Below are 26,630 nucleotides of genomic sequence, written 5' to 3'. Positions count from 1 at the left end.
AACGGCTCTTTTTTATTCTTTAACTATAAACAGGAAAGCGTGAACATAAAACGCTGACTTTTTCACGAACGGCTGAAATAATCGCATCATCGCCAATGTTTTCCATCACATCACACATTAAATTAGCAATTTCTGTCATTTGAGCTTCTTTAAATCCACGTGAAGTCGGGGCAGGCGTTCCAACACGAATACCACTTGTGACAAAAGGAGACTGCGGGTCATTAGGGACGGCATTTTTATTGACCGTAATACGTGCCTCATTTAAAGCCGCATCCGCCGCTTTTCCTGTAATGCCTTTTTCAATCAACGAAACAAGCATCAGGTGATTGTCGGTTCCGCCTGAGACCACATCAAATCCCCGTTGAATAAAAACTTCTGCCATCGCTTGCGCATTTTTAATCACTTGTTGCTGATACAATTTAAATTCAGGCTCTAAGGCTTCTTTAAACGCCACCGCTTTTGCCGCAATTACATGCATTAGCGGCCCCCCTTGAATCCCTGGGAAAATATTAGAATTAAATTTTTTCTCAAGCTTTGGATTACTTTTACATAAAATCAATCCTCCACGCGGGCCTCTTAACGATTTATGGGTTGTACTGGTCACGACATCGGCAATGGGAACAGGGTTAGGATAAAGTCCCGCTGCCACTAAGCCTGCCACATGCGCCATATCAACAAATAAATACGCGCCTACTTTATCGGCAATCTCCCGAAAACGTTGCCAATCCCACGTACGCGAATAAGCGGAAAAACCAGCAACAATTAATTTAGGTTTATGTTCTAAGGCTAAAGCTTCAACTTGTTCATAATCAATATCACCCGTTTCCGCATTGAGTCCATATTGAATGGAATTATAAATTTTCCCTGAAAAATTAGGGCGCGCACCGTGTGTTAAATGCCCGCCATCCGCAAGACTCAACCCTAAAATAGTATCACCTGGTTCAATTAATGCCATAAAAACGGCCATATTGGCTTGAGAACCTGAGTGCGGCTGAACATTCGCATAATCCGCACCAAATAATTCTTTCGCACGATCAATCGCAAGTTGCTCAACCTTATCAACAAACTCACAGCCACCATAATAACGTTTACCCGGATAACCTTCGGCATACTTATTTGTTAATTGTGAGCCTTGCGCTTCTAAAACCCTAGGACTTGCGTAGTTTTCAGAAGCAATAAGCTCAATGTGGTCTTCTTGACGTTGATGCTCTTCTTCTATTGCTTGAAAAAGATCATCATCGAAACCTGCAATGGACATGGATTTTTTAAACATTTATTTCTCCTAATGAAGCGCTGATAGTTTAAGGTTGAATAAGGACTATTTGAAGGTCAGCAACATTTCTACCCGTTGCCCTCCGTCTGAAAAATACGGTTGTATTAAGCCATTTCTTTGGCTAATTTAAAAATCAATTCTGCATCAAGCACTTGTTTATTATCTTCAAATAATTTCGCAATACAGGCACGATGTAACGCAAGCTTTAAAGCACCAAAACCAAGAGCACCCCAAATAACTTTTCCATGCCGTTCTCTCCCTTTATCCATCATTTCAGTCCCGCCAATACCCAAGGGGGGCGTTGCATTTGCATCCGCTATGATTTCAATATTTGCATTATTTTTCCAATGCTCAAGTCTTAATAGCTCAATCCCTGAGGCTCCTGTTGCAAAAACAATTTCCGCATCGGCGATCACATCCCCACGCGCGTCACAATCACGGGCTTCAATAGGGGTTAATTCAACGCCAAATCGTTGTTTCATTGCTGTGCAAGCTACTTTGGCCTGAGATAGATTACGCGAAGTAATTGAGACCTTCGCCCCTTCTTTTGCCAACATCACCGCCGCTCTTTGACCCACAGGCCCTGTTCCCGCTAAAATAACGGCTTTTTTACCCGCCACAGGCCCCAATGTTGCTAATTTTGCAACCCCCGCTGCCGCCGTCGTATTACATCCATTGCAATCCAACATGACCGACACTTGAAAGCCTAAGAAAAAATGCTGTTGAATGGCGTTAAGCAGGGTTTCTCCTGCCAATATATCACTGCCTCCAACAAAAATAGCGGTATTTTTTTTATCTTTCGGGGCGCGTGTAAAAATTGCACCATCAATCAAGGGGGCGACATTATCTGGGGTTAAGCCACCGTAAGCTGTCACATGATCTGCACCACCATCATAAGCGACAACGGTATCAAAAACAGAGGGATAAGCATCCGTATCAAATTGAAATAATAATTTTTTCATAATATTAACCGTCTAATCTGCTGTAAATTCCTAAACGCAGGCTAAAATCGCGCCATTGTAACGCATAATTTTAAAGTTACGATTTTATCATAACAAAAATTTTAATCGTCATACTTTTATCACTAAACACGATGACCCCTTAGATTTAAAGAAGAAACTAGCTATTAAGCCTATTTTTAAGTAATCTTGACTAAAATAAACAGGCTTACCAAATACCCTCTTAACTAAAAGGAAAAATACCATGAAAACGCCTATTGATATTGCTGTAACAGGCGCAGCAGGACAAATTAGTTACTCTTTATTATTTCGTTTAGCCTCAGGAGAGCTTTTAGGCAACGATCAGCCTATTAATTTGCATTTATTAGAAATTTCACCGGCCCTACCTGCATTAGAAGGTGTCGTCATGGAGCTTAATGACTGTGCTTATCCCTTGTTAAATAAGATCATAATAACCGATGATCCTCAAGTTGCCTTTAATAATGTTGATTATGCTTTTTTAGTGGGGGCGCGTCCTAGAGGTCCTGGTATGGAGCGTAAAGACTTATTACAATGTAATGCTGAGATTTTTTCAACACAGGGACGTGCGTTAAATGAGGTGGCCAGTCGAAATGTTAAAGTTTTGGTGACAGGGAACCCCGCGAATACCAATGCTTTAATTGCTATTCATAATGCGCCCGACCTAAAGCCTGAAAATTTTACAGCCATGACGATGCTTGACCATAATCGGACCATTGCCCAATTAGCCGAAAAAAGCGGGGTAAAAACAACCGATATTAAAAATGTTATTATTTGGGGAAATCATTCCAATACCCAATATCCCGATATTCACCACGCTAAAATTAAAGGGCAAGATGCCCTGTCTTTAGTTGAAAAAAAATGGTTTATTAATGAGATGATTCCATGCGTACAAACACGAGGCGCAGCCGTTATTAAAGCGCGAGGCCAATCAAGTGCGGCATCGGCCGCCACAGCCGCCATCAAACAAATGCGGTTATGGGCATTAGACACACCCGAAGGTGATTGGGTTAGTATGGCCCTATTCTCAGATGGAAGTTACGGCATTGAAAAGGGCTTAGTTTACTCATTTCCCATCACGGTTAATCAGGGTGAAATTAGTATTGTTCAAGGACTTGATATTAGCCCCTTTAGTTTGGAAAAAATGCGTTTAACCGAAAAAGAATTACACGAGGAAAAAGAAGCGATTAAGCATTTATTATAATCTAAAATAAAAACCGACTAATTACCTTTTAAAATGCTTTAAAAAACCGAGAAAATCAATGTGGGAAATTTTCAGTATCAGTTTATTATTAGGGGCATTATCAGGGGTATTAGCCGGTTTATTTGGAATCGGTGGGGGACTCGTTATTGTTCCTATATTAATGATGTTATTTTCGATGCAAGCGATCATCCCAATAGAACAACAAATGCTGTTCGCCATTGCTACCTCATTAGCAACCATCGTTTTTACAGCCAGTTCATCCGTTTTAGCCCATCATCGACAAGGGAATGTTTTATGGTCTAAAGTCGCCCGATTAACCCCTGGAATTATTATAGGGGCCATAATCGGCGCGGTCATCGCCCATAAAATAAGTGGTGATGACTTACGCTTTATTTTTATTGCTTACCTAAGCTATACCGCCTTAAAAATGGCGTTTAAAACGTCGTCAAAAGCAACCGAAATTGTTAAGCAAAAAAAATCGCTAGATTATATTGCCAGTGGAGGCATTGGCTTTTTATCGTCTATCTTAGGGATTGGTGGAGGCTCATTAACCGTGCCTTATTTAGTCGCCTGTCAGGTTCCCATCAAAAATGCGGTCGCTATTTCAAGTGCCTGTGGCTTACCGATTGCCTTGGCGGCCACGCTTAGTTATATTTTTTTAGGCTTACAACAACCTAACCTTCCTGAATGGAGCTTAGGTTATATTTATTTACCCGCTTTTTTCGGCATTGTTTTGTGCAGTATTTTAACCGCTCCTTTGGGGGCAAAATTAGCCACCCAATTACCCGCCGTAAAATTAAAACGCTACTTTTCAATAATGCTTTTTATTATGGCTTTAAAAATGATTTTTGCATAAATTTATAATCGTTTAGATAAATACCTTACTGACAAACCCTTTTTTTAGCTTTATACTTCTCTCATGAAGCATCGTATAGATCCCAAAATAGATTGTGTTTTCAAAGCAATATTAGGTACAACTGCAAATAGTAATTTATTAATTCATTTTTTAAATGCCATTTTAAAACAAGAATTTGAATATCCCATAAAAAGCGTTGAGATTTTAAACCCTTACAATGATAAAGAATTTATTAATGATAAATTAAGTATCGTTGATGTCAAAGCAAGTGATGATTTTGGTCACCTTTATCAAATTGAAATTCAGCTCAACTGTTTCAACTACTTACCTCAACGCATGATTTATAATTGGGCTGATATTTATAGTAATCAGCTTACGCAAGGCGAGCATTACAGCACCTTAAAACCGACCTATTCTATTTGGCTATTTGCAGAAAACTTACTTCAAAATGATAGCCACTATGCCCATAATTATCAACTTCGCGATCAAAATGGACAGGCTTTAAATAAACATGGCGGTATTGGGTTATTGGAATTGAATAAATTTAATGTTGTCGATGTCAAACAAAATGATCATCGCTGGTTAAAATTTTTTAAAGAAGGCAGCCAACTGGATGACCCATCACTCCCTAACTGGATGCAAACCGATAAAATGAGACAAGCCATGAATACGCTAAGTATTTTTTCTGAAAAAGAGCGTGAATATGACCGTTATCAAGCACGACAAGAATATTTACGCATACAACGTAGTAATCAATTTATGTTCGAGCAAGAACGTGAGGCTAAATTAAAAGCCCGATCCACGTTGAAACAGGCCGTAGAAGAAAAAAAAGCCACTATCCAACGTGAAAAAAACTTTTAGCCGAACTTACTCATCTCAAATCACTACAAAAATAACATTCCCCCTTACAATTTTAGTCTTAATCAAAGAGAATACATGAAAGCAGATATAGGTTTAATCGGATTAGCCGTCATGGGACAAAATCTTGTCCTTAATATGAATGACCATGGTTTTAAAGTCGTGGTTCATAATCGTACCCATCGTAAAACCGAAGATTTTTTACAAGAAGGGGCTAAAGATACGCAAGTTACTGGGGCTGAAAACCTTGTGTCCCTAGTTGAGCAACTGGACACACCGCGCAAAGTGATGTTGATGGTAAAAGCGGGGGAAGTTGTCGATCATTATATTGACCAGTTAATTCCTTTACTCTCAGCCGGTGACATCATTATTGATGGCGGTAATTCATTGTATACCGATAGCAATCGCCGTACAGAAATGCTTAAAAAACACGATTTATTATTTATCGGCACAGGGGTTTCAGGGGGTGAGGAAGGCGCGCGCTTTGGACCGTCTATTATGCCTGGTGGAAACCCTGCGGCATGGGAGGCTGTTAAACCTATTTTTCAAGCTATTTCAGCAAAAGTTGATGACCAGCCGTGCTGTCAATGGGTGGGTGATCAAGGCGCAGGACATTATGTCAAAATGGTTCATAATGGGATTGAATATGGGGATATGCAGCTCATTTGTGAAGCCTATCAGTTATTAACGGAAGGTTTAGGCTTAACGAATGATGAAGTTCAAGCCATTTTCGCTGAATGGAATCAAGGTCAACTTAGCTCTTATTTAATTGAAATTACCGCTAATATTTTAGCTTACAAAGATGAAGATGGTAGCCCCTTAGTTGAAAAAATTCTTGATACCGCAGGTCAAAAAGGGACAGGGAAATGGACAGCAATTAATGCACTTGATTTAGGAATGCCGTTAACCTTAATTGCTGAATCCGTGTTTGCACGCTGTTTATCCGCCCAAAAATCAGAACGTGTCATTGCAGCAGCCGCGCTTCCTAAAGAAAAACGTCATTTTTCAGGGGATAAATTAGCGATGATTCAAGCCATTGGGGATGCGTTATATGCGGCAAAAATCATTTCTTACGCTCAAGGCTTTCGATTAATTAAAGAAGCGGCTAATGAATACCAATGGTCACTTAATTATGGTGAAATCGCACTGATGTGGCGAGGAGGCTGTATCATTCGTAGCCAATTTTTAAATGATATTAAAGACGCTTATGATACAAATCCTGAGTTAGATAACTTACTCCTTGCGGATTATTTTTCAACCGCGATGAAACAAGCCGATAGCGGTTGGCGACAAGCGGTTATTTTAGGGGTTGAACTGGGAATTTCTACCCCCGTTTTTTCATCAGCTTTAGCCTATTATGATGGCTATCGTACCGAACGACTTCCCGCTAACCTATTACAAGCGCAACGCGATTATTTCGGTGCGCATTCTTATGAACGTCTTGATAAACCCAGAGGTGAATTTTTTCATACCGACTGGACAGGACACGGCGGCAAAACCGCATCATCAACTTACAACGTTTAATAACTTAACTCACTTATATCAATAATGACTGATTATCCTGAAAAAACCTGTGAAATTGCCAATTTAGTAAAACACCCTAAATTAGTTGAAGCAACTTTAGCGGGTCGTAAAACCCAACAACGCCGTGATGGCGTTTATGCCTATCCTGATGAAACTTTTGACTTAGAGGGGGTCACGTTTAAAGTAACGGCTTTAGATCGCCAACGCTTAGGGGATATGACCGATGCAGATGCACAAGCCGAAGGCTATCCTTCTTTGGCGATGTATAAAAATATTATTTTAAATATGCACGCAGGAATGACGTGGAATGAAGATGATCTAGTTTGGGTACATTGCTTCGAGAAAGCGTAAGTTTTCTTAGTTGTTAAAACAGAGCGGTCTATACAACCGCTCTGTTTTTAAAATTAATTAGAATGAATGGAACAATGGCTTGCTTCATTCGTAAGCGTCAACTGATCTATTTTTCGTTGCTGTAGATAATTAAATAAAAGTAACCACGATCCCAGAACAATAAACCCCCCTGGTGGTAAAATCATCACCACCCACGGTTCAAAATTAAGACTAAACACTTGATAACCCAAAAGCTGTCCCGCGCCTAATAATTCTCGAACACCGCCTAACGCCATTAAGGCTAATGTAAATCCTAAGCCCATTCCTAACGCACTAACCACTGACTTTGTAAATCCATTTTTAGACGCATACGCTTCTGCGCGCCCTAAAATGAGACAATTCACCACAATTAATTGTATAAAGGCCCCCAATTTATTATGCAAATCTAAACTAACCGCTTGAATTAAATAATCAACGACGGTTACAAACGTAGCAATAATAATAATATAAGCAATGATACGAATTTGTTTCGGTATAAAATTTCGTAAGGCGGACACTAAGGCATTCGAGCCGACCAAAACAAAAAGGGTGGCAACACTCATACCCAATGAGTTTTCTAGGGTATTAGTGACGGCCAACGTAGGACATAACCCTAACATCATCACAAATACAGGGTTTTCTTTCCACAAACCTGCGGTAAAGACATCCATAGTTAAAGGGGTTTCTGCTTTTTCCAATGCCGACATAAAAGAGTCTCGTTAAGGGTGTTTAGGGTGTTTTAGAAGAATTAAATTTTTTTCAACTAAGGGATGTAGTCGTTGCCCACTTTGATTAAGCATTCGACCCACGGCATTTGAGGTAATCGTTGAGCCTGAAATCGCATCAATTTCAAAAGGGTGTTTTTTAGTGCCATGGCGTACGGTTTTTATGCTATTTTCAAGTCCTGTTTGCGCCTCATTAACTGCGGCTTGTAAACAATTAAAATTCGCTAAAAAATCCTCATCTGTGGTAATTTTTGTCCCAAATCCTGGTGTTTCTGTACTTTTTAACACATCATAAGCGGTAATACAGCCTGTTTCTGGCTGGTAACTATAAAGTAATTTAACCACATCTTGATACCCTTGTGCGGCTGCATTTAGTGCGATCCCTACCAGTTGTTTATGACTATCATAGCCTGCATAAAGTAATTCCCCTGTGGCTTTATCATCCACTTGTTTCAGGCTATTATTGTCTACCAAAAAAGTCAGACGTGTTTTTGCTGTTGGTAGAACCTTAAAAATAGCATTTTCCGTGGCAACACGCTGATTTTCAGCAATAATAGGTTGGGTATATTCATAAACCACCACCACTAATAATCCCGCTATCATCGCAATGATCCCTAGGGTACTAATGAGTGTGGTGCTTTTAGGAAATTGCGGTTGTTGTTCCGAGGATTCACTCATCTATTATTCCTTAATCCTGATCGTATACATACATTCCTCAAAAAATAAAAATCTGGGTAACGTTAAGGTTGTTTTTGTTTTTTACCAGCTCTCAATTGTTTTTCGATTTGTAATTTAAGTCGAAGTTCAATCATTTTGATGTTCAGTCCCTCCCCCAAGAATAGCGAACTAGGCTGTGAAAGCATTCATGATATACAGAAAAATGTGAGTTTATTTTTTTATAACACATTGATTTAATTATGACGCATGGAGTCCAAAACATGTTTTGGACTCCAGATTTTTAATACTTTCACAGTCTCGAACGCTATTTTATTTCCAATTATTTAATTCACTTTATTTTTAAATAATATTATTTCTGCCGCAATGCTAATGGCAATTTCAGTAGGGGTGTGACTTCTTATCGGTAAACCAATAGGAATTTGAAGCTGAGATAATTTTTCAGGCGAAATACCTGCTTGTTTAAGCGTCGTAAAAATTCGTTTAATTTTCGCAGGACTTCCCATCAATCCTAAATACGATAGTTTTTTTTCAAGCAGTTGCTTTAAAACAATCTCATCTGTACGATGATTTGGGGTCACAATGACGACATAATTTCGTGATTTTTCTAAAATATGGGTATGAACATCATGATAAGAACAGGTTATCTTTTTATCCGCATCATGATTATTTTTAAAGGTGTGAAGATCAGCACGCTCATCTAACACCACAATATAAACAGTATGTGACAAGGTAACCCGACTGCCCCCTCACAGCATAAAATGATGGGTTTCGTTCCATTTCGCTATCGCTCATTACACTCTACTCATCCTTGTATCTCTCCAAACCATGATATATTGCTTAGCTGGCATTGTATCGAAGTGCATGATTAGAGTTTGTACCCATCCTTAGATGAAAGTCTGTGACGTAGATAAAACCCATGCGCTATTTTTCTTAAAACTGAATGGTATCCAAGTCCTTCCAATGCGGAATGAGACTGAATGAACAAGGGGAGTATACAAGAAATGAACACAATTAGGTATAGATATTAGTAAAGCGAAGATAGACTGTGCGTGGCTTAGAGAGTCTGAAAAACTAAAATTTAAAGTCTTTCCGAATACCAAAGCGGGTTGTATTGAACTCATAGAATGGTCACTAAAGAATACAGAAATGAAAATAAATGAGCTTCATTTTATCATGGAAGCCACTGGAATTTATCACGAGCAAATGGCACTAGGTCTTTATAATGCTGGTGCAATGGTATCTACGAGCTTGTTTACACAAGATTAAAAATCAAGCTGGCTGACCCCTTGTTTTTTATTTTATTTTCCTTGTTTTATTTAGGTCGAAAAATCAAGCTGGCTGACCCCTTGTTTGGCTGACCCCTTGTTTTTTTGCTGGCTGACCCCTTGTTTTTTTGCTGGCTGACCCCTTGTTTTTTTAACCATTTTATTGCTGTTTGTTCGTCTTGCTCTATTGCCATTTCTACGGCTTTTTTTGCACTCTCTAACAGGTGCTTGGATTGTTTTCGTAGGTTAAATGATTCTGTGACTTTTTGTTGGATTTCTAATTGCTTTTCCTCTGTAATTTTAGGCAAGACAATATTCTTAAATTCATCTTTGTTTATTGCGGTTAAAATTGTTCCATTACACCCTTTTTTTAATAACATTTGACCTGCAATGCTTTTCATTAACACCAACAATGTTTCTGAGTTAAAAGAGTTTGATCTAATGACATAAAAACCTGTTGAACATAAGACATTGTTATATTCCCTCCCAACTAAAGCAATACTTGATAAAGAACCCTCTATAGACGAAACAATCACATCACCTGATGCAACGATACGCCTTGCCCTGCTTGGCAATTCATTACCAAATTCGTACATGCACCCTGTTATTTCGCCATTTCCCGCAATATTGGAAAGTTCAAGATATTTGTATTCCTTGTCTGATTTTGGGGTATAGTTTTTGTCTTTAAGGTGAACGAGATTACCCAAAGTATCCCAACCACCCGAATAGCTTTTTATCGCCTTGATGATTTCATCATATTTAGGCTGGTAGTATTCTGCGTCTATGCGTCCCGATTTCTGGGTGTCGGAATAGTTTTTAATAAAGGTCAGCTGGTGTTTAGGTTGCCAGTGGGTTAAGCCGAGTTCGGATAGGAGGATGTTTTGAGCTTCTTCAAATAATCCTGTTGCTTTTTTAGTGCCATCGAATGACAGTTTTATTATTGCTTCAATTTGCTTTTGAAATTCATTAGATGGGATAAAAACTTGGATTTCTTTAAGATCTGGAAGGTTTAGCCCCTCTTGTATTGCCCCACGCTTTCCTCTAAGGGAAAACAATTTCCCTGTATTCGTGTTGAGATAAGTTAGTAGATAAAACGGATTTATATTCCTTGTTCTTATAATTGTGCTTTTACAGCTAAATATTGAGTTGGTATCTTTTTTTGTTGCGATAGCAACTTTTCCAAGTGTACCGACAACTGTAATCAATAAATCATTTTCTCTAATATGATATTTTGGTAGCTCTTCATAAACAGCCTTTGGTATAAGTGCCAGATCAACATCTTTTATCAAAAAATCATTTATGTCTTTATTTCTGACATATCTATAATCTGAATTATCTGAATATTGGTCTACTGTTACCGTTGACCCAAAGGGGCCGATAACAAAATCTACTAAATTCTCTAAATCGTCTTTGTTGTGTTTGTCTAACACATTAAGTTTATTTAGGACTTCTTCTCTATAGTATTCGGCATCAATCCTAAATTCGTGATTGAGTCTTTGAAACGCTACCACTGAAACCTGCATCCTTACACCCCATCCCAAAAAGACAATTTTTCACTTTTCGCCCACTCAATAAACGCCTCAGCGATTCCGTCCTGAAAACAACAAAACAAGAAAACAAGGGGAAACAAGGGGTCAGCCAGCTTGATTTTTAATCTTGTGTAAACAAGCTCGTAGATAAGACACCTCGTCATATTTTTTTTCGCCCACTAAGACTAAACACGCTCCGCAATCGCCTTCTCGACAGCCTTCTTTCGTGCCGACTAATCGCTGTGATTGACGTAAAAAATCTAACAGAACACTTCCTTCTGATAAGTCTGTATTAACGACTTTATCGTTTAAAATAAATGAAATCATTCTTTTTTAGTTTTTAATTTGGCTAACATGGCATTACCAACCCCAGCACTTAAGCCTATGTTATAAAGCATTCCTGCGGTTATCACCCCAATTTGAAACACATAAACGCCCCCTACACAAATGATACCAGGAATAAGACCGGTCATAAATCCAATGCGTAAGTTTTTATCAAGGTGTCCTGCAAGATCAAACAAATAAGGAAGTTGTCGTAAGCTTTCATCCATTAAAATAACTTGAGCGGTATCCGTAGCAATAGATGATGCACCACTTAAAGAAACCGATACATTGGCTTTTTTCAACGCGATGGTGTCATTAATGCCATCGCCGACAAAACAAACTGAACGCCCTTCTTTTTGTAAGCCTTCAATGAGTGCCGCTTTATTTTCAGGTAAAGTTTCAGCAAAATATTCATCAATTCCCAATTGTTGAGCAAGTTGCTGTGTGGGTTTTTCATGATCGCCTGAAATAATCATCACCCGTTTACCCAGTGCATGCAAATCATCAATAATTTGTTGAGCTTCAGGACGAATAGTGGCTTCTAATTCAATCGCACCACTTAACTGTTCATCAACGGCGACGTAGACTAAAGATGAACTATCGGCTAAGCTTTTTTCCTGTAAGGTTTTAATACTCGCTGGAATAGTAATATTTTCCATCGTCATAAAGCGAAGACTTCCAACTCTAATTAATTGACCGTCAAGTGTAACCTTTAACCCATAACCCACTTCGTAGCTTGCATCATCAATGTTCGGCAATTCTATATTTAATGCCTGTGCTTCATCAAGAATAGCCAATGCAATCGGATGTTTTTGTTTGTATTCTGCCGCTGCTGCAAAACGAATAATTTCATTTTCAGACTGTTGCGAACAACCATGAATGGCTTTAATATGGGGGCGTTCTTGCGTCAATGTTCCTGTTTTATCAAAAACGACCGTATCCACCGTATGTAAGGATTCTAAGGCGCGTCCATCTTTAATGAGAATGCTATGATCCGAGGCCACTTTTAGAAAGTTTAAAATACTAATAGGCGCGGTAATTCGCATTTGACTGCCAAATGAAGCCAATAAAACCGCTGCCGCACTTGCTGCCCCTAAAATAGGAAAGGTAATTACCCCTAAAATTAAGGTAGGTAGGGCTGCTTTTTCAGATATCTGTTCACCTCTCGCTTGTAAAGAGGATTTAAAATCAGTGGTATTATTTAAAATATGTTTAATTTTTGCCGCAACGGTTTCAGTACCCGCTTTATCAACTTTTATATACAACCGACCTGACAATAAAACCGTGGAAGCAAATACCGTATCTTTTACAGTTTTTTCTGCTAGTTGAGACTCGCCCGTTAATATATGCTGGTCAACATTACCGATGCCTTTTTCAATAGTGCCATCAACAGGAATCGTCTCCCCTGCATTGATAACAATAATATCGCCTAGTTCTAACTGTTCAAAGTCAATTTCTACTTCAACGCCTTCGCGTTCAATCCAAACAGATTGCGGCGTAGTTCCCCAAATATCAATGAGACTATGACGTGAAGCATCTTCTGTTTTTAATAAAATTTTTCGACTAGCATGGTACATAGTAAAAAATAATGCCGATGCAAAAAAATATTGCATACTTAGCATCGTCACACTAATAACCCCATCAAGTGCCGCAGAACCTACCTTATGTTCTTGTGTTAGTTCACAGTATGCACGCTTAATAAAAGGTATTTGAAAATAAAAAATTCCAGGTATACTTAAAAAAGTTAGAATGGGGAATCCTAAAGCCCCCCCTATCGTCAGCCCTGTCAACCCCGACGCTAATAAAATATTTTTATTAATTTCAATTTCTTCTTCACTTTTGACCGTTTTATCAATAGATAGACTATTTAACAGCGTTGAGGGCTGTTCATTAGGATTCTTAGTTATTTTATTATTTTGCCGTCTTTGACGAATTTTATTAGCAACATAAACACATCCTCCAGCAAGGATGACACCCACGATAGGTAATGGCATTTTGTTATCTCTTTAAAGTATCAACAAGGTTGTTGTGAAATTAACGAATAATAAGTTCTTCATTTAAAGGCCCTGTCCCAATCATACTGACTCGAACACCCAGTTGTTCTTCAATAAACATCACGTAATTTTGTGCTTCTACAGGCAAGTCCATAAAATTTTGTACACCCCGAATAGAACATTGCCAACCTTTTAGAACTTTATAAACAGGTTCATATTCACTGGCATCCATGTTACTCCATTCATAATGATTATCCAGTGTTTTACCTTGATAACGATAAGCGACACAAACAGGGATTTCTTTAAGCTCTGATAAAACATCTATTTTCGTTAAAGCAAGTTCCGTATAATCATTAATTGCTTGTGCATATTTTAAAGCCACAAGATCTAGCCAACCAACTCGTAACGCCACAAGTGTTCCGTGACTAAATTCATTCCCTGCCTTACGTATGTATTCTTGTTCACTTTCAGTACATTCTGTTGGGAGAACTCCGACAGAATATCGTGTTAAATAGGCTTTAGTAATCCCTATATTACGACTCACTTGACTAAAAGGAAGCCCAGCCCCTTGCAGTAACCCAGTAGAAGAGGTGTATGATGATGTCACAAAAGGATATGAGCCATGAACATTATCCAGCATAAATCCTTGCACCCCTTGAATGAGAATTTTTTTATCCGTTTTTCTCAAACTAGCAAGGTAGTGTTTGGTATTTTGTCGAAATTGAGTCAACATTTTAACGTAAAGTTTTCGATCATCCCAATGTTTACTTTGTCCCTCAGGCTCACCGCCTGACGCGATAAAAGTATCTACATTAACCCCCATTCGATAAGCTCTATCCGCTAATGCAGGCCCTACGCCTTGACGAATTGTTTTTATTTTCAATACCTTTTCATCCAAAAAAGCATCTTTATCGCGTTGTGAAGGCAAAACAACATGCGCATTACCACTAATCATAAAACGAGAAGATATATCACCAAAAACCGCTTCTAGTTGTTGAATTTCATTGATAAGATGATCGCAACCAATTAAAACACCATCGGATAGAATGCTGACATTATTATGCATAATACCAATTGGCATCATTCTAAAATGAAAGCCTTTTTTATTATGATAAAAAGTGGCTTCGGCATTTGAACCTCCGCCACAACGCATAGACACATCCGTAAATTGAGACAAATAATAATTTATTTTTCCCTTACCTTCATCGCCCCATTGAATATCACTTGCTACAATTATTTCCATTATTTTTCTTCTTCTTTAATGTTTAGCGTAGGGTGGGCTAAGCCCACCCTACGCTAGGTAATTTTCGAGAATGATTAAGTTTTCACTCTTTCCTTTAAAAGCCAGATGCTTTCAATATTTTTAGCCAAAAGACTACAATAGACTTGTTCTTTAAGAAGAAGTTAATATATCATGTTAAAATTCCATAGGATAGCCGCTAAAAAAGAAAATAAATCTTTTACACCTTCTTTTTTATTTCTAAACTTGTCAACTAGGCATCTATATCTTTTCATTCCACCGATTACATGCTCAACAATGACTCTTTCACGACTCATCTCTTTGTTTTCTTTTTTTTGATTTTCTGTTAATGTTGGGTTTGGATTATGCTTAGATTTATTTGGTTTTTTATGAGGAATATTTACCGAATTAGTTTTATATTCATTATTAAACCCCAAATAACCTAAATCAATAAATATATTAAAATTACTAAACCAATTTAATTCTGGATTAAATTCTTTTTAAACATTCCATAATCATGATTTTTACCGGAAAACTAACCCCAATATATAAAATTAAATGACCTAAAGAAGCTATAGTGGTATTTTTAATTGTATGCTGTTTTTTTACCACTGTAAAATTCATTTTGTTCTTCATAGTCACTAGGGCGTTGTACAGCACGCTCTGTAGCATCTATTATCAATGTTTGAACTCCGCCAAAAGCCTGCTGCATTTCTTCAGGGGTTGAAAAACTTGTTGCAGGTAAAACATTAAATATATCTAACGTCTTTATTAAAATTGGAAATAATTTGTATACATGAGTATGGGCGCATGATTTATTCATATTAAAAGAAAACCCTAAGTGATCGAAAGTAGAATAGCACTTCATATAATTTAATATAAATAATAATTTGTCTGCGGGTTTTTTTAATGTGCTATCTAAACCACTACCGTATTTTCTTTCTTTATTTTCATGTTTTTCTTTTTGATCTTCAATAAGGGTCTTTTCAAATAGAGATAATAGTAAAATAAAATGTTCTGTTTTTAATCCTGTTAAAGCTCTTAACTGTCTATCATCATAAATTCTTGGTAAAATTTCTTTTATTTTCATGTTATACTTTGATTTTTATTTTTTATAGAAATTTATTATAAAGCTTATTTATTATTTTTAATAATTTAATTTAAAGTTTATTTATTAGGCTGTATCAACTGATTGTGAATGTTATCAAGTATATATAAGCAATTGATTTTAATATATTTTATTTAGAAGAACAAGTCTAATCAACTATTTTCTTCTTTCATCCATCGTTTAAAATCAACAGGCTCGTAGGCCTCTAATTCATTAAGAAGTTCTGATGAGTCTTCTTTAACGATTAACAACTCTCTATGCACTGACTTTAAAAATCCTTGCTCCACCATTGTATCTAAACACAAAATAAAAGGATCGTAATAACCCGCCACATTAAGCAAACCGCAGGGTTTCTTATGAATCCCAATTTGCGCCCACGTTAAAATTTCACAGGCCTCTTCCAATGTTCCAATACCCCCTGGCAACGTAATAAACCCTGATGCAAGCTCTGCCATTTTAGCTTTTCGTTCATGCATTGATGTCACGACATGTAATTCAGTCAAGCCATCATGAACAATTTCTTTTTGAGTTAATCCTTCTGGAATAACACCAATAACACGACCTTTTTGCTCAAGCACTTCATCCGCAAGCGCACCCATCAGTCCTATTTTTGCACCGCCATAAACAAGCTCTATATTACGTTTAACTATTTCAGCGGCTAACTGCTTTGTCTGCAATAAATAATCGGTATTAACGCCTAATTCAGACCCCATAAAGACACAAACTCTTTTCATAATTTCTCCTAAAATAAAGTGTTTCGAGCATGATTACTCATATTGAGTGAATATAACGCCCACTTTTTGTATTAAAAATGCTATGGGTTTTGAACAATGAATGACTCATAAACCTTACAACACTGATTTATTATTCTGTAAAAACATCGGATAATTCAATTTTTAAATCGGGAAACAAACAGGGTGAAATAAGACCATTTTGTGCATACATTTTATGTAATTGATAACACCCTGTTTCTTGATCTAAAATAAATTGGTGAATAGCTTCTTCATAGGGGAAAACTAACCAATATTCTTCTACTCCATTTTCTTGATAGAGTTCATATTTTAAGAGTAAATCTTTTTTAGAATTCCCTTTCGAGACAATTTCAATAATAAACTCAGGCGCACCATCACAGCCTTGGGTCGTTAATTTATGGGTATCACAAATCACACATAAATCAGGTTGAACCACGCTATAAGCGTTATCATCCGATAAATGTTCTTTTTTACGATCATATAATTTGACATCAAAAGGGGCAACAAATAATTCACAACGCTTATCATGTAAATAATGGGCAATTTGGTAAGACAATTTACCAGAAAGTCGTTGATGATTTAAATTCGGTGCAGGTGACATTAACATGATTTTACCTTTAATTAATTCAACTCGTTCATTAAATTGCCAACGTAAATAATCCGCATAAGTATAAGTTTTATCTAAATCTAATTGTGAAAATTTAGTTATTGTTGCCATGATAACGTCCCCTATGAATAACCTTTAGGAATTTGTTGATGCCAGTCTGTTACTTGTTGGTATTGATGCGCTGCATTTAATAACTGAGCTTCTTTAAAATAATTACCTATGATTTGTAAGCCCACAGGTTTGTTACCCACAAAACCTGCGGGAACAGACATCGCGGGCAACCCAGCAAGATTAATCGCAATCGTATAAATATCCGCTAAATACATTTGCACAGGATCACTGGTTTTTTCCCCGATTCCAAAGGCCGTGGAAGGTGCAACAGGACTCATTAATACATCAACATCGCTTAATGCTTTTTTAAACTCTTCCGCAATTAAACGTCGTGTTTTCTGGGCTTTTATATAGTAAGCATCGTAATAACCTGCCGATAACGCATAGGTTCCCATTAAAATACGGCGTTTGACTTCCGCACCAAAGGCCTCCCCGCGTGAACGGGTATATAAATCGTTCAAGTCTTCGGGATTATCACAACGGTATCCATAACGAACCCCATCAAAACGCGATAAATTAGCCGAGCATTCAGCCGATGCAATCACATAATACGCAGGAATAGCATATTTCAACATGGGCATGGAAACTTCTTTTATTTCCGCACCTAATTTTTTATATTCATCGACCGCTGCAAGAATGGTTGCCGCAATATTAGCGTCTAACTCGGCACTAAAAAACTCGTTAGGCAACCCAATTTTTAAGCCCTTTAACGGTTGGTTTAAATTTTCACTGTAATCAGGAACAACCTCATTTGCACTGGTTGAATCCTTCTCATCAAACCCTGCCATCGCTTGTAATAAAATAGCCGAATCTTCAGCACTACGGGTCATCGTCCCCCCCTTGATCTAAACTTGAGGCATAAGCAATCATCCCATAACGAGAAACACGTCCATAAGTCGGTTTTAACCCTGTAATGCCACAAAAAGAAGCGGGTTGTCTAATTGATCCACCTGTATCCGTTCCTGTTGCGGCAACGGTTAATCGTGCAGCAACAGCCGCAGCTGATCCGCCTGAAGACCCTCCCGCAACGGTGTTATGATCCCAAGGGTTTTTTACACACCCGTAAAAGCTGGTTTCATTGGATGATCCCATCGCAAATTCATCCATATTCAATTTACCTAGCATTACTGCCCCTGCTTGATTAAATTTTTCAATGACCGTCGCATTGTAAGGGGCCACAAAATTATCTAACATTTTTGAGCCGCAGCTGGTTTTTACCCCATCGGTACAAAAAAATGTCCTTTTGAGCAATAGGTATACCTGTTAATAAAGGTGCGTTACCTGCTTTTAAACGGGCATCGGCCAAGCGAGCATCGGTTAATGCCTGTTCTTCGGTGACGGTAATATAACTATTCAGTGAAGTATGTTGCTTAATGCGCTCTAAATAACTTTGAGTTAATTCAACACTAGAAATATCGTTAGCGCGTAAGCTTTTGGCTAATTCGGTAATGGTTTTGTTGTGCATAATTTCGTAAATTGGACGCGTTAATCAAGAACTTTAGGGACAAGATATAAGCCTGCTTCTGTTTCTGAAGTCAGGGTTTGGAATTTATCACGTTGATTGGTTTCTGTGATTTTATCAGCGCGTAATCGTTGCATAGGATCTAAGGGATGCGACATGGGAGCCACGTTATCCGTATTTAATTCCCCCATTTGCACCATAAGTTCCAACATCCCTGATAAATCTTTGGTATACGTTGCTACATTTTTTTCATTAATTCCCACTCTAGCAAGATGGGCTATTTTTTTTACATCATCCGCCGATAATGACATTTTTTCCTCCGAATTTTCATTTAGAACATTTTAATTACTAAATATGATACGTTATATCTTGCCTAAATACCTTATTGATTGATAAAGTGACAAGATTTTTCATCCGTTAAGGAACCCGACAAAAATGCTTTTCAAACGAATTCGCGGACTTTTTTCTAATGATTTATCTATTGATTTAGGAACAGCTAATACTTTAATTTATATTCCAGGGCAAGGCATTGTACTGGATGAACCCTCAGTCGTGGCAATTAAAGAAGATCGGGCGCGAGGAACTAAAACTATTTCAGCCGTCGGAAATGATGCTAAAAAAATGTTGGGGCGTACACCAGGCAATATTGAAGCCATTAGACCGTTAAAAGATGGAGTAATTGCCGATTTTTATGTCACTGAACGAATGCTACGTTTCTTTATTGAAAAAGTTCATGAAAGTAAACTATTACGCCCTAGCCCTCGAATTTTAATTTGTGTTCCTTGTGGCTCGACCCAAGTGGAACGGCGGGCTATTCGTGAATCGGCTGAAATGGCAGGGGCGCGCGATGTTTATCTCATTGAAGAACCGATGTCAGCAGCCATTGGCGCAGGAATGCCAGTCGATCAAGCCCAAGGTTCTATGGTTTTAGATATTGGAGGGGGAACCTCTGAAGTTGCGGTGATTTCATTAAATGGAATTGTTTATTCATCCTCTGTTCGTATTGGCGGTGACCGTTTCGATGAGGCCATTATTAGTTATGTCCGTCGAAATTATGGAACATTAATTGGGGAGGCCACCGCTGAACGCATTAAAAAAGAAATTGGTACCGCTTACCCAAGCAGTGAAGTTAAAGAGATTGAAGTAAAAGGGCGTAATTTAGCGGAAGGAATTCCGCGTAGTTTTATCCTGAATAGCAATGAAATTTTAGAAGCCTTACAAGAATCTTTAGCGGGTATTGTCGGCGCAGTAAAATTAGCCTTAGAACAAACGCCACCCGAATTAGGCGCGGATGTTGCTAACAAAGGCATTGTTTTAACAGGAGGGGGGGCCTTATTAACCGATATTGACCGCTTGATTTCAGAAGAAACGGGCTTACCTGTTTATGTCGCTGATGATCCTTTAACCTGTGTTGCGCGGGGCGGTGGTATGGTGTTAGAAATGATCGATCAAGCCGGTGGTGCCGATAGTTTTTCTTTAGAATAGAGCGTTACGATAAAACTTTTATTTGCAAGAGGCCCGTCACTCAATACTCGTTTATTGGTTTTGGTTTTACTCTCCGTTTTATTATTAGCAATCGAACGTCAAAGTTCTCGATTGGAGAGTGTACGTGCCTTTTTATCGGTTATCGTTTACCCTATTCAATCCTTAGTCAGCTTACCTCTTTCGGTTACCGACCAAACGTTTCAGCTTTTTATTTCTTATAATGAACTAAAAGATGAAAATAAATTTTTAAAAGCACGGGCAAGATTACAAAAAACAGATTTATTAAAATTAAAAAACCTCGAAAAAGAAAATATTCGATTACGAGCATTAATGAATAAATCGTATACTCTAGGTGAACATGTGTTAACCGCCGAGTTAATTGGGGCAACGCATTTTCCTTATGAGCATGTGGTATTAGTGGATAAAGGCTCGCATTTTGGGGTTAATAAACGCCAGCCTGTCTTAGATACCAATGGTATTGTCGGACAAGTTATTCGTGAATACCCTTTAAGTGCTGAAATAATGATGATTACCGATCCTAGCCACGGCATTGCCGTTGAAGTCAATCGTAACGGATTACGTACGATTGCATTGGGTAATGGACGGTACAATGAATTGAAACTTCCTTTTTTACCCAATGATGCTGATATTAAAAAGGGAGATTTATTAATTTCTTCAGGACTTGATGGAACCTTTCCACGAGGATACCCTGTTGCAGTGGTTAATAAAATAGAACAAATAAGCAAGCCGTTTGCGGATATTTTTGCAGAACCTGTGGCACAATTGGATAAAATTCGAGAGGTTCTTATTGTTTTGAACAAACCTAAATCAATTTCTCTGATTGCAACCGAGGACGGGGCTAAAGGCGTAGACGATAAAAACCCTGCCGATTTCAATGAAAATGAGGTGGAACCGAATCATGCTGAATGATTATCAAAATTTAATTTTGACGCTAGTCTTAGCGATGTGTTTGAGAGTTGCCCCCTTTCCTCAAGTTATTAATCATTTAAATCCAGATTGGGTCCTATTAATCCTAATTTACTGGTCACTTGCCTTGCCCTATCAACAAGGGATTGTTAATGCTTGGTTTACAGGTTTATTAACCGATGTGTTAATAGGCGGTCCTTTAGGGGAACACGCACTGATTTATGTATTGGTTATCTATGTTTGTATCCTGCTGCATAAACGCTTACGCCAATTTCCGCTGTTTCAACAAATGGCTTTTATTTTTAGTTGTTTATTGGTTGCACGCGTGATGGTATTTTGGATCGGATCTATGCAAGGAACCATACAGATTGAAAGTATTTTAAGCCGTGAGAGTCGTCAAATCGTGATACGTCATTCATCCCTTTCCTTCTGGTTATCTATATTGACAGGTACACTGGTTTGGCCTTTCATTAATCCTGTTTTGCACTTTATTCGTCATTTTGGAAAAAAATCACTAATTTGAGCCCTTTTTTATGTCGCGCCGTTATACCATTAGAGATGCTATTGCTGAGCATCGTGTTTTTCTGAACCGTGTCGTTATTATTTTTGTCTTGGCCATTATATTAATGCTGGGCTTAGTCGTCCGTTTAATCTATTTACAAATAAATGGTCATGAACATTATTCAACCTTAGCCACTAAAAATCAGGTTAAAACCTCCTCAATCCCGCCTATTCGTGGCGTTATTTATGACCGAAATGGCATTGTACTTGCTGAAAATAGGCCTACGTATAATTTAGAAATTCTACCTGAAAAGGTTAAAAAAGATGGAAGTTTGGAGGATACGCTGACTCGATTGCAACAGCTTTTAGCCATTCCTGATGAAAAAATAGCTGAATTTCATAAACAACGTAAACGCCGTAAATATTTTGTGGCAACGCCTTTTCTCACTAATTTAACCGAAATAGATGTAGCACGTTTTGCAGCCATGCGTCCTTTTTTCCCTGGTGTTGAAATTAAAGTAAGTTTAGCGCGTTATTACCCACACGGGTTATTATCTTCCCATGTGGTCGGGTATGTCGGGCGAATTAATGAAAAAGAATTAAAATCATTACCGATTGCCGAATACAGAGGAACGCATTATGTTGGAAAAGTCGGTATTGAAAAATCGTATGAAACCTTATTACATGGTAAATCGGGATATACCGAAGAAGAAACTAATGCCCAAGGACGCTCAGTTAACACCCTACGAAAAGTAGACTCGCAATCGGGTGCTAACCTTTATTTAACCGTGGATATAAACTTACAAAAAACAGCCTACGATGCATTAGAGGGCTATAACGGGGCCATTGTCGCCCTTGATATTAAAACAGGCGAAGTATTAGCCTTTACCAGCCGACCTAGTTTTGATGCTAATCTTTTTGTTAATGGAATTAGTTTTAAAAATTACCGTCTGTTACAAGACTCTGAAGATAGACCGATGTTTAATCGTGCGTTACGGGGACAATATCCGCCAGGCTCAACCGTAAAACCCTTTATCGGGTTAGCAGGATTAGAATATGGGGTGATTAAGTCGCGTGAAAGTAATTATTGCCCAGGTTATTATCAATTACCCAATGTTAAACATCGGTTTAGAGATTGGAAACGGTGGGGACATGGGGCCACTAACTTGAATAAAGCGATTACACAATCCTGTGATGTTTATTTTTATAGTTTAGCGATGACCTTAGGCATCGATAAAATGCATAGTTTTATGTCTAAATTTGGGTTTGGGCAGAAAACAGGCATTGATTTAATCGGTGAAAAAAGTGGATTATTTCCTTCACGCGAATGGAAGAAACGGGTAAAGAAAAAAGTTTGGTATCCTGGCGATTCAATTATTACAGGCATTGGTCAAGGATTTACCTTAGCAACTCCGCTACAATTAGCGAAAGCAACGGCCACCTTAGCTGGCTATGGAAAAATAATTACGCCTCATTTAGTCAGTAAAGTGATTGAATCTAACAATACACGTTCAGAACCTAGGCCTCAAAGGGAAACAATTCCATTAAAACTACAGAATGTTGATGATGTGATTGCCGCGATGGTGAATGTTGTTCATAGCTCTGCGGGAACGGCAAAACGAATTTCTAAAGGCATTAATTATAAAATTGCAGGCAAAACAGGGACAGCACAGGTTTTTACCGTGAAGCAAAATGAAAGTTACAATCGACATAAATTAAAAAAGAAACTTCATGACCATGCCTTATTTGTTAGTTTTGCCCCTGTGGCTGACCCCCAAATTGCAGTCGCTGTTATTGTTGAAAATGGGGGGCATGGAGGCTCGGTCGCAGCCCCGATGGCATCAAAGGTTATTAAACAATTTTTAGCCGAATACAAAACTAATCTTGAGGCCAGTTATGAAGACCAATGATAGCCCTCCCTTTGAATCCCCCTCACTCATAGGCAATATTCTTAGAAAACTGCATATTGACATCCCTCTTTTTCTTACGTTAAGCATCAGTTGTTTATTAAGTTTTATTATTTTATACAGTGCGAGTGGTAAAAGTGAAGCCGTCTTAATTAAACAAGTGGTTCGTATTGTCATTGCCTTTTGTTTGATGGTTGTCTTAGCTCATGTCAATCCTGAGCAATTTAAGCGTTATTCTCCCCCTCTTTACGCGATAGGCATTATCCTCTTAATTGCGGTCTTATTAATCGGCGATATTGGAAAAGGGGCGCAGCGATGGCTGGACTTAGGTTTTTTTCGCTTTCAACCGTCAGAAATGATTAAAATTACGACCCCAATGATGTTGGCGTGGTACCTTTCCAAGCATCATTTTGAATTAAAATTTAAACAAATTTTAGTCGCTACGGCCTTGATTCTTACCCCCACCTTGCTAATTGCGAAACAACCTGATTTAGGAACGTCGCTATTAGTGGCCAGTTCAGGGGGGATTATTTTATTTTTTGCGGGAATTTCATGGCGATTTATCATCGCTATTGCTTCGTTGATTGCTGGATTTATACCTATTTTATGGTTTTATTTAATGCATGATTATCAGCGCGGACGGGTATTAACCTTGTTTAACCCCGAAGCAGACCCGATGGGAAAAGGCTATCATATTATTCAATCAAAAATAGCGATTGGTTCAGGAGGAATTTATGGAAAAGGTTGGCTGGGAAGTACACAAGCCCAATTAAATTATTTACCTGAAAGTTCGACCGATTTTATTTTTGCCGTCTTTGCCGAAGAGTTTGGTTTGATGGGGTGTTTAGCCTTATTAATCCTTTATCTCCTTATTATTGGCCGAGGTTTATATATTGCGGTTCAAGCCCAAACGACTTATAGTCGGTTATTAGCGGGAAGCTTAACCTTTACTTTTTTTGTTTATGTTTTTGTTAATATTGGGATGGTTATTGGTATTTTACCCGTAGTCGGTGTCCCGTTACCGTTAATTAGTTACGGCGGAACCTCTATGGTGACCTTGTTAGGGAGTTTTGGCATTTTAATGTCGATTCATACGCATAAAAAATTCTTAGTCCACTAGAAAATGATGATGAAAAAAATATTTATTAATTTAATGGTAATTGTCTGTTTTGTTTTGAGTCATTCTACGATGGCAGCGATTAAAATCACCCCTGAAGTAACCGTATTTATGGATAAAATGGTTAAAGAGTATGATTTTAAACAAAGTGACTTAACGGTTTTATTTCAAGCAGCAAAGACTAAACAAAGTATTTTAAAAGCGATGTCAAGACCTGCCGAAGGACACATGACATGGGGGAAATATCGGAAAATTTTTCTGACCAAAGCACGTATCGCAGGGGGCGTTAAATTTTGGCAAAAAAATCATGATGTCTTATTAGATGTTGAAAAAAAACAAGGCGTTCCTTGGCAAATCATTGTGGCTATTATTGGGGTAGAAACCCAATACGGCGGTAACATGGGATCATTTCGAGTGATTGATGCCCTCGCAACGCTGGCCTTTTCTTACCCTAAACGAAGTCAATTTTTTACATCCGAATTAGAAAACTTTTTATTATTATGCCGTGATGAAGGTAAAAATCCACTTGAACCTAAAGGCTCTTACGCGGGCGCGATGGGATTGCCTCAATTTATGCCGAGTAGCTATCGAAACTATGCGGTTGATTATGAACAGGATAAACAGCGTAATATTTGGTCAAATCCTGCCGATGCCATTGCAAGTGTGGGTAATTATTTATCAAAATATGGGTGGCAACGAGATAAAACCATCGCTCACCCTGTTACCGTAACGGGGAATGATTATTTAAGCGCGTTGTCCGATGATTTAAAGCCTAGTTTTAGTTTGGCGCAATTAAAAGATTTAAAGGTGAAAATACCAGACAACGTCGCCGAGGAAAGTCTGGCTAAGTTATTAGACTATGAGCAATCGACGGGTAAAGAATTTTGGGTTGGGCTGACTAACTTCTATGTGATTACCCGTTATAATCATAGTCGCCTGTATGCTTTGGCTGTTTATCAACTAAGCCAAGAAATTTTAACCAAGGTCAAAAGCGGTGAAAATTAAATCACTGTTATTAATTGGTTTATTGTCTGGCTGTTTAACTCAAATTCCATTGGGTGAAAAAGATGAAACAGCCGATGTAACCGTTGATAAACCGACTAAAATAGACACGCAAACCAGTGCGGGGAATCCAAGTTCCTATCATTTGTTAGGGCAATTTTATAAAGTATTAGCCTTTAGCAACGATTTCAAGCAACAAGGGATTGCCTCTTGGTATGGCGATGATTTTCATGGAAAAAAAACCTCTAATGGTGAGATTTATAATATGTATGGAATGACCGCTGCCCATAAAACCCTCCCCATTCCAAGCTATGTTAAAGTGACTAATGTTAAAAATAACCTTAGCATTACAGTTAGAATTAATGATCGCGGCCCTTATCATGATAATCGGGTTATTGATTTATCCTATGCAGCCGCACAAGCACTAGAGATTGAGATACAGGGAACAGAACAGGTAGAAATAGAAGCAATTAATCCTGATAATAATAACAGCCCTATTTATTTACAACTCGGGGTTTTTAATGAGGCGGATAATGCCCGCAATTTACAATATAAAGTTCGTGTTCATTCACTGCCTACCCCGACCATTAAACCCGTTATTTTACAAGGAAAAATGGCGTATAAAGTACAAATTGGCCCTTTGTATACCAATACCGAAGTCGATGACCTTACGCTAAAACTTGTTGATTTAGGGGTTTATAAAACGCGTTATGTCCGATAATACTCAGTCAATGAGAGTATGAAACACCGCTTTATACAAAGATAAAGCAAATTTAAAAATTATCCCGTTAAGGTGATTATTGCTTTTATTCCCCCTTTAAATAAGGAATAATTA

At 38.1% G+C, this 26,630-nt stretch carries 26 protein-coding genes and 1 pseudogene; 12 read left to right on the top strand and 15 right to left on the bottom strand.

The features are described 5' to 3' along the window. Positions 1-19: 19 nt before the first annotated feature. Positions 20-1,273, bottom strand: a complete 1,254-nt coding sequence (gene glyA, locus Q9M50_09775) for a serine hydroxymethyltransferase (GenBank protein ID MDQ7090920.1) — start codon at positions 1,271-1,273, stop codon at positions 20-22. A gap of 104 nt (positions 1,274-1,377) precedes the next feature. Beyond that, entirely contained in the window at positions 1,378-2,235 is an 858-nt protein-coding gene (locus tag Q9M50_09770; GenBank protein ID MDQ7090919.1) for an NADP-dependent methylenetetrahydromethanopterin/methylenetetrahydrofolate dehydrogenase, read from the bottom strand. Between the two features lie 241 nt (positions 2,236-2,476). Here Q9M50_09770 and Q9M50_09765 point away from each other — a divergent pair, with 241 nt between their 5' ends. From Q9M50_09765 to Q9M50_09745, 5 genes are all read left to right on the top strand, one after another. Beyond that, the gene (locus Q9M50_09765; GenBank protein MDQ7090918.1) at positions 2,477-3,454 is read left to right on the top strand and encodes a malate dehydrogenase; all 978 of its coding nucleotides are present in this window, start codon (positions 2,477-2,479) and stop codon (positions 3,452-3,454) included. A 58-nt stretch (positions 3,455-3,512) separates the two neighbouring features. Then, positions 3,513-4,310 (top strand): sulfite exporter TauE/SafE family protein, encoded by a 798-nt coding sequence (locus tag Q9M50_09760; protein MDQ7090917.1) that lies wholly within the window; start codon positions 3,513-3,515, stop codon positions 4,308-4,310. Between the two features lie 63 nt (positions 4,311-4,373). Continuing rightward, the gene (locus Q9M50_09755; GenBank protein ID MDQ7090916.1) at positions 4,374-5,171 is read left to right on the top strand and encodes an Rpn family recombination-promoting nuclease/putative transposase; all 798 of its coding nucleotides are present in this window, start codon (positions 4,374-4,376) and stop codon (positions 5,169-5,171) included. A gap of 75 nt (positions 5,172-5,246) precedes the next feature. Next, positions 5,247-6,692, top strand: a complete 1,446-nt coding sequence (gene gnd / locus Q9M50_09750; protein ID MDQ7090915.1) for a decarboxylating NADP(+)-dependent phosphogluconate dehydrogenase — start codon at positions 5,247-5,249, stop codon at positions 6,690-6,692. 24 nt (positions 6,693-6,716) lie between these two features. After that, complete coding sequence (locus Q9M50_09745) at positions 6,717-7,043, top strand: ASCH domain-containing protein (GenBank protein MDQ7090914.1); 327 nt, start codon at positions 6,717-6,719, stop codon at positions 7,041-7,043. A 53-nt stretch (positions 7,044-7,096) separates the two neighbouring features. Here Q9M50_09745 and rsxE read toward each other — a convergent pair whose 3' ends face one another. The 13 genes and pseudogenes from rsxE to gatC form a co-directional block, all read right to left on the bottom strand. After that, positions 7,097-7,768 (bottom strand): electron transport complex subunit RsxE, encoded by a 672-nt coding sequence (gene rsxE, locus Q9M50_09740; protein ID MDQ7090913.1) that lies wholly within the window; start codon positions 7,766-7,768, stop codon positions 7,097-7,099. Between the two features lie 12 nt (positions 7,769-7,780). Beyond that, entirely contained in the window at positions 7,781-8,464 is a 684-nt protein-coding gene (locus Q9M50_09735; GenBank protein MDQ7090912.1) for an FMN-binding protein, read from the bottom strand. Between the two features lie 323 nt (positions 8,465-8,787). Beyond that, positions 8,788-9,192 (bottom strand): XdhC family protein, encoded by a 405-nt coding sequence (locus tag Q9M50_09730; GenBank protein MDQ7090911.1) that lies wholly within the window; start codon positions 9,190-9,192, stop codon positions 8,788-8,790. A 584-nt stretch (positions 9,193-9,776) separates the two neighbouring features. Further along, positions 9,777-11,252, bottom strand: a complete 1,476-nt coding sequence (locus Q9M50_09725; GenBank protein ID MDQ7090910.1) for a restriction endonuclease subunit S — start codon at positions 11,250-11,252, stop codon at positions 9,777-9,779. A gap of 111 nt (positions 11,253-11,363) precedes the next feature. Beyond that, entirely contained in the window at positions 11,364-11,585 is a 222-nt protein-coding gene (locus Q9M50_09720) for a 2Fe-2S iron-sulfur cluster-binding protein (protein MDQ7090909.1), read from the bottom strand. Beyond that, positions 11,582-13,576, bottom strand: coding sequence for a heavy metal translocating P-type ATPase (locus tag Q9M50_09715; GenBank protein MDQ7090908.1), 1,995 nt, complete (start codon positions 13,574-13,576; stop codon positions 11,582-11,584). The genes Q9M50_09720 and Q9M50_09715 overlap by 4 nt, the downstream gene beginning before the upstream one ends. Before the next feature lie 40 nt (positions 13,577-13,616). Then, positions 13,617-14,819, bottom strand: coding sequence for an adenylosuccinate synthetase (locus tag Q9M50_09710; GenBank protein MDQ7090907.1), 1,203 nt, complete (start codon positions 14,817-14,819; stop codon positions 13,617-13,619). 161 nt (positions 14,820-14,980) lie between these two features. Next, positions 14,981-15,253 (bottom strand): transposase family protein, encoded by a 273-nt coding sequence (locus Q9M50_09705; GenBank protein MDQ7090906.1) that lies wholly within the window; start codon positions 15,251-15,253, stop codon positions 14,981-14,983. Positions 15,254-15,402: 149 nt separating this feature from the next. Beyond that, complete coding sequence (locus Q9M50_09700; GenBank protein ID MDQ7090905.1) at positions 15,403-15,906, bottom strand: transposase family protein; 504 nt, start codon at positions 15,904-15,906, stop codon at positions 15,403-15,405. Between the two features lie 170 nt (positions 15,907-16,076). Continuing rightward, complete coding sequence (locus Q9M50_09695) at positions 16,077-16,658, bottom strand: TIGR00730 family Rossman fold protein (GenBank protein MDQ7090904.1); 582 nt, start codon at positions 16,656-16,658, stop codon at positions 16,077-16,079. A gap of 130 nt (positions 16,659-16,788) precedes the next feature. Next, complete coding sequence (locus Q9M50_09690; GenBank protein MDQ7090903.1) at positions 16,789-17,394, bottom strand: Uma2 family endonuclease; 606 nt, start codon at positions 17,392-17,394, stop codon at positions 16,789-16,791. Between the two features lie 11 nt (positions 17,395-17,405). Beyond that, a pseudogene (gene gatA, locus Q9M50_09685) lies at positions 17,406-18,859 on the bottom strand (Asp-tRNA(Asn)/Glu-tRNA(Gln) amidotransferase subunit GatA). A gap of 20 nt (positions 18,860-18,879) precedes the next feature. Then, complete coding sequence (gene gatC / locus Q9M50_09680) at positions 18,880-19,167, bottom strand: Asp-tRNA(Asn)/Glu-tRNA(Gln) amidotransferase subunit GatC (protein MDQ7090902.1); 288 nt, start codon at positions 19,165-19,167, stop codon at positions 18,880-18,882. Between the two features lie 124 nt (positions 19,168-19,291). Here gatC and Q9M50_09675 point away from each other — a divergent pair, with 124 nt between their 5' ends. From Q9M50_09675 to Q9M50_09645, 7 genes are read left to right on the top strand one after another with little or no spacing between them, the layout of a single operon-like run. Beyond that, on the top strand, positions 19,292-20,341 hold the full coding sequence (locus tag Q9M50_09675) for a rod shape-determining protein (protein MDQ7090901.1): 1,050 nt from the start codon (positions 19,292-19,294) through the stop codon (positions 20,339-20,341). A 9-nt stretch (positions 20,342-20,350) separates the two neighbouring features. Further along, the gene (gene mreC, locus Q9M50_09670) at positions 20,351-21,271 is read left to right on the top strand and encodes a rod shape-determining protein MreC (protein ID MDQ7090900.1); all 921 of its coding nucleotides are present in this window, start codon (positions 20,351-20,353) and stop codon (positions 21,269-21,271) included. After that, a complete protein-coding gene (mreD, locus tag Q9M50_09665; protein MDQ7090899.1) occupies positions 21,237-21,791 on the top strand; it encodes a rod shape-determining protein MreD in 555 nt (184 codons plus the stop codon). Before mreC ends, mreD begins: the two co-directional genes overlap by 35 nt. A gap of 10 nt (positions 21,792-21,801) precedes the next feature. Further along, positions 21,802-23,679, top strand: coding sequence for a penicillin-binding protein 2 (gene mrdA, locus Q9M50_09660; protein MDQ7090898.1), 1,878 nt, complete (start codon positions 21,802-21,804; stop codon positions 23,677-23,679). After that, positions 23,666-24,796, top strand: coding sequence for a rod shape-determining protein RodA (rodA, locus tag Q9M50_09655; GenBank protein MDQ7090897.1), 1,131 nt, complete (start codon positions 23,666-23,668; stop codon positions 24,794-24,796). The genes mrdA and rodA overlap by 14 nt, the downstream gene beginning before the upstream one ends. 9 nt (positions 24,797-24,805) lie before the next feature. Beyond that, positions 24,806-25,798, top strand: a complete 993-nt coding sequence (gene mltB, locus Q9M50_09650) for a lytic murein transglycosylase B (protein MDQ7090896.1) — start codon at positions 24,806-24,808, stop codon at positions 25,796-25,798. Then, positions 25,788-26,516, top strand: coding sequence for a septal ring lytic transglycosylase RlpA family protein (locus tag Q9M50_09645; GenBank protein MDQ7090895.1), 729 nt, complete (start codon positions 25,788-25,790; stop codon positions 26,514-26,516). Before mltB ends, Q9M50_09645 begins: the two co-directional genes overlap by 11 nt. Positions 26,517-26,630 lie beyond the last annotated feature (114 nt).

It is taken from the genome of Methylococcales bacterium (assembly GCA_030949405.1).
Lineage (GTDB): Bacteria > Pseudomonadota > Gammaproteobacteria > Methylococcales > Methylomonadaceae > WTBX01.
This window is presented reverse-complemented; position numbering and strand designations above follow the sequence as displayed.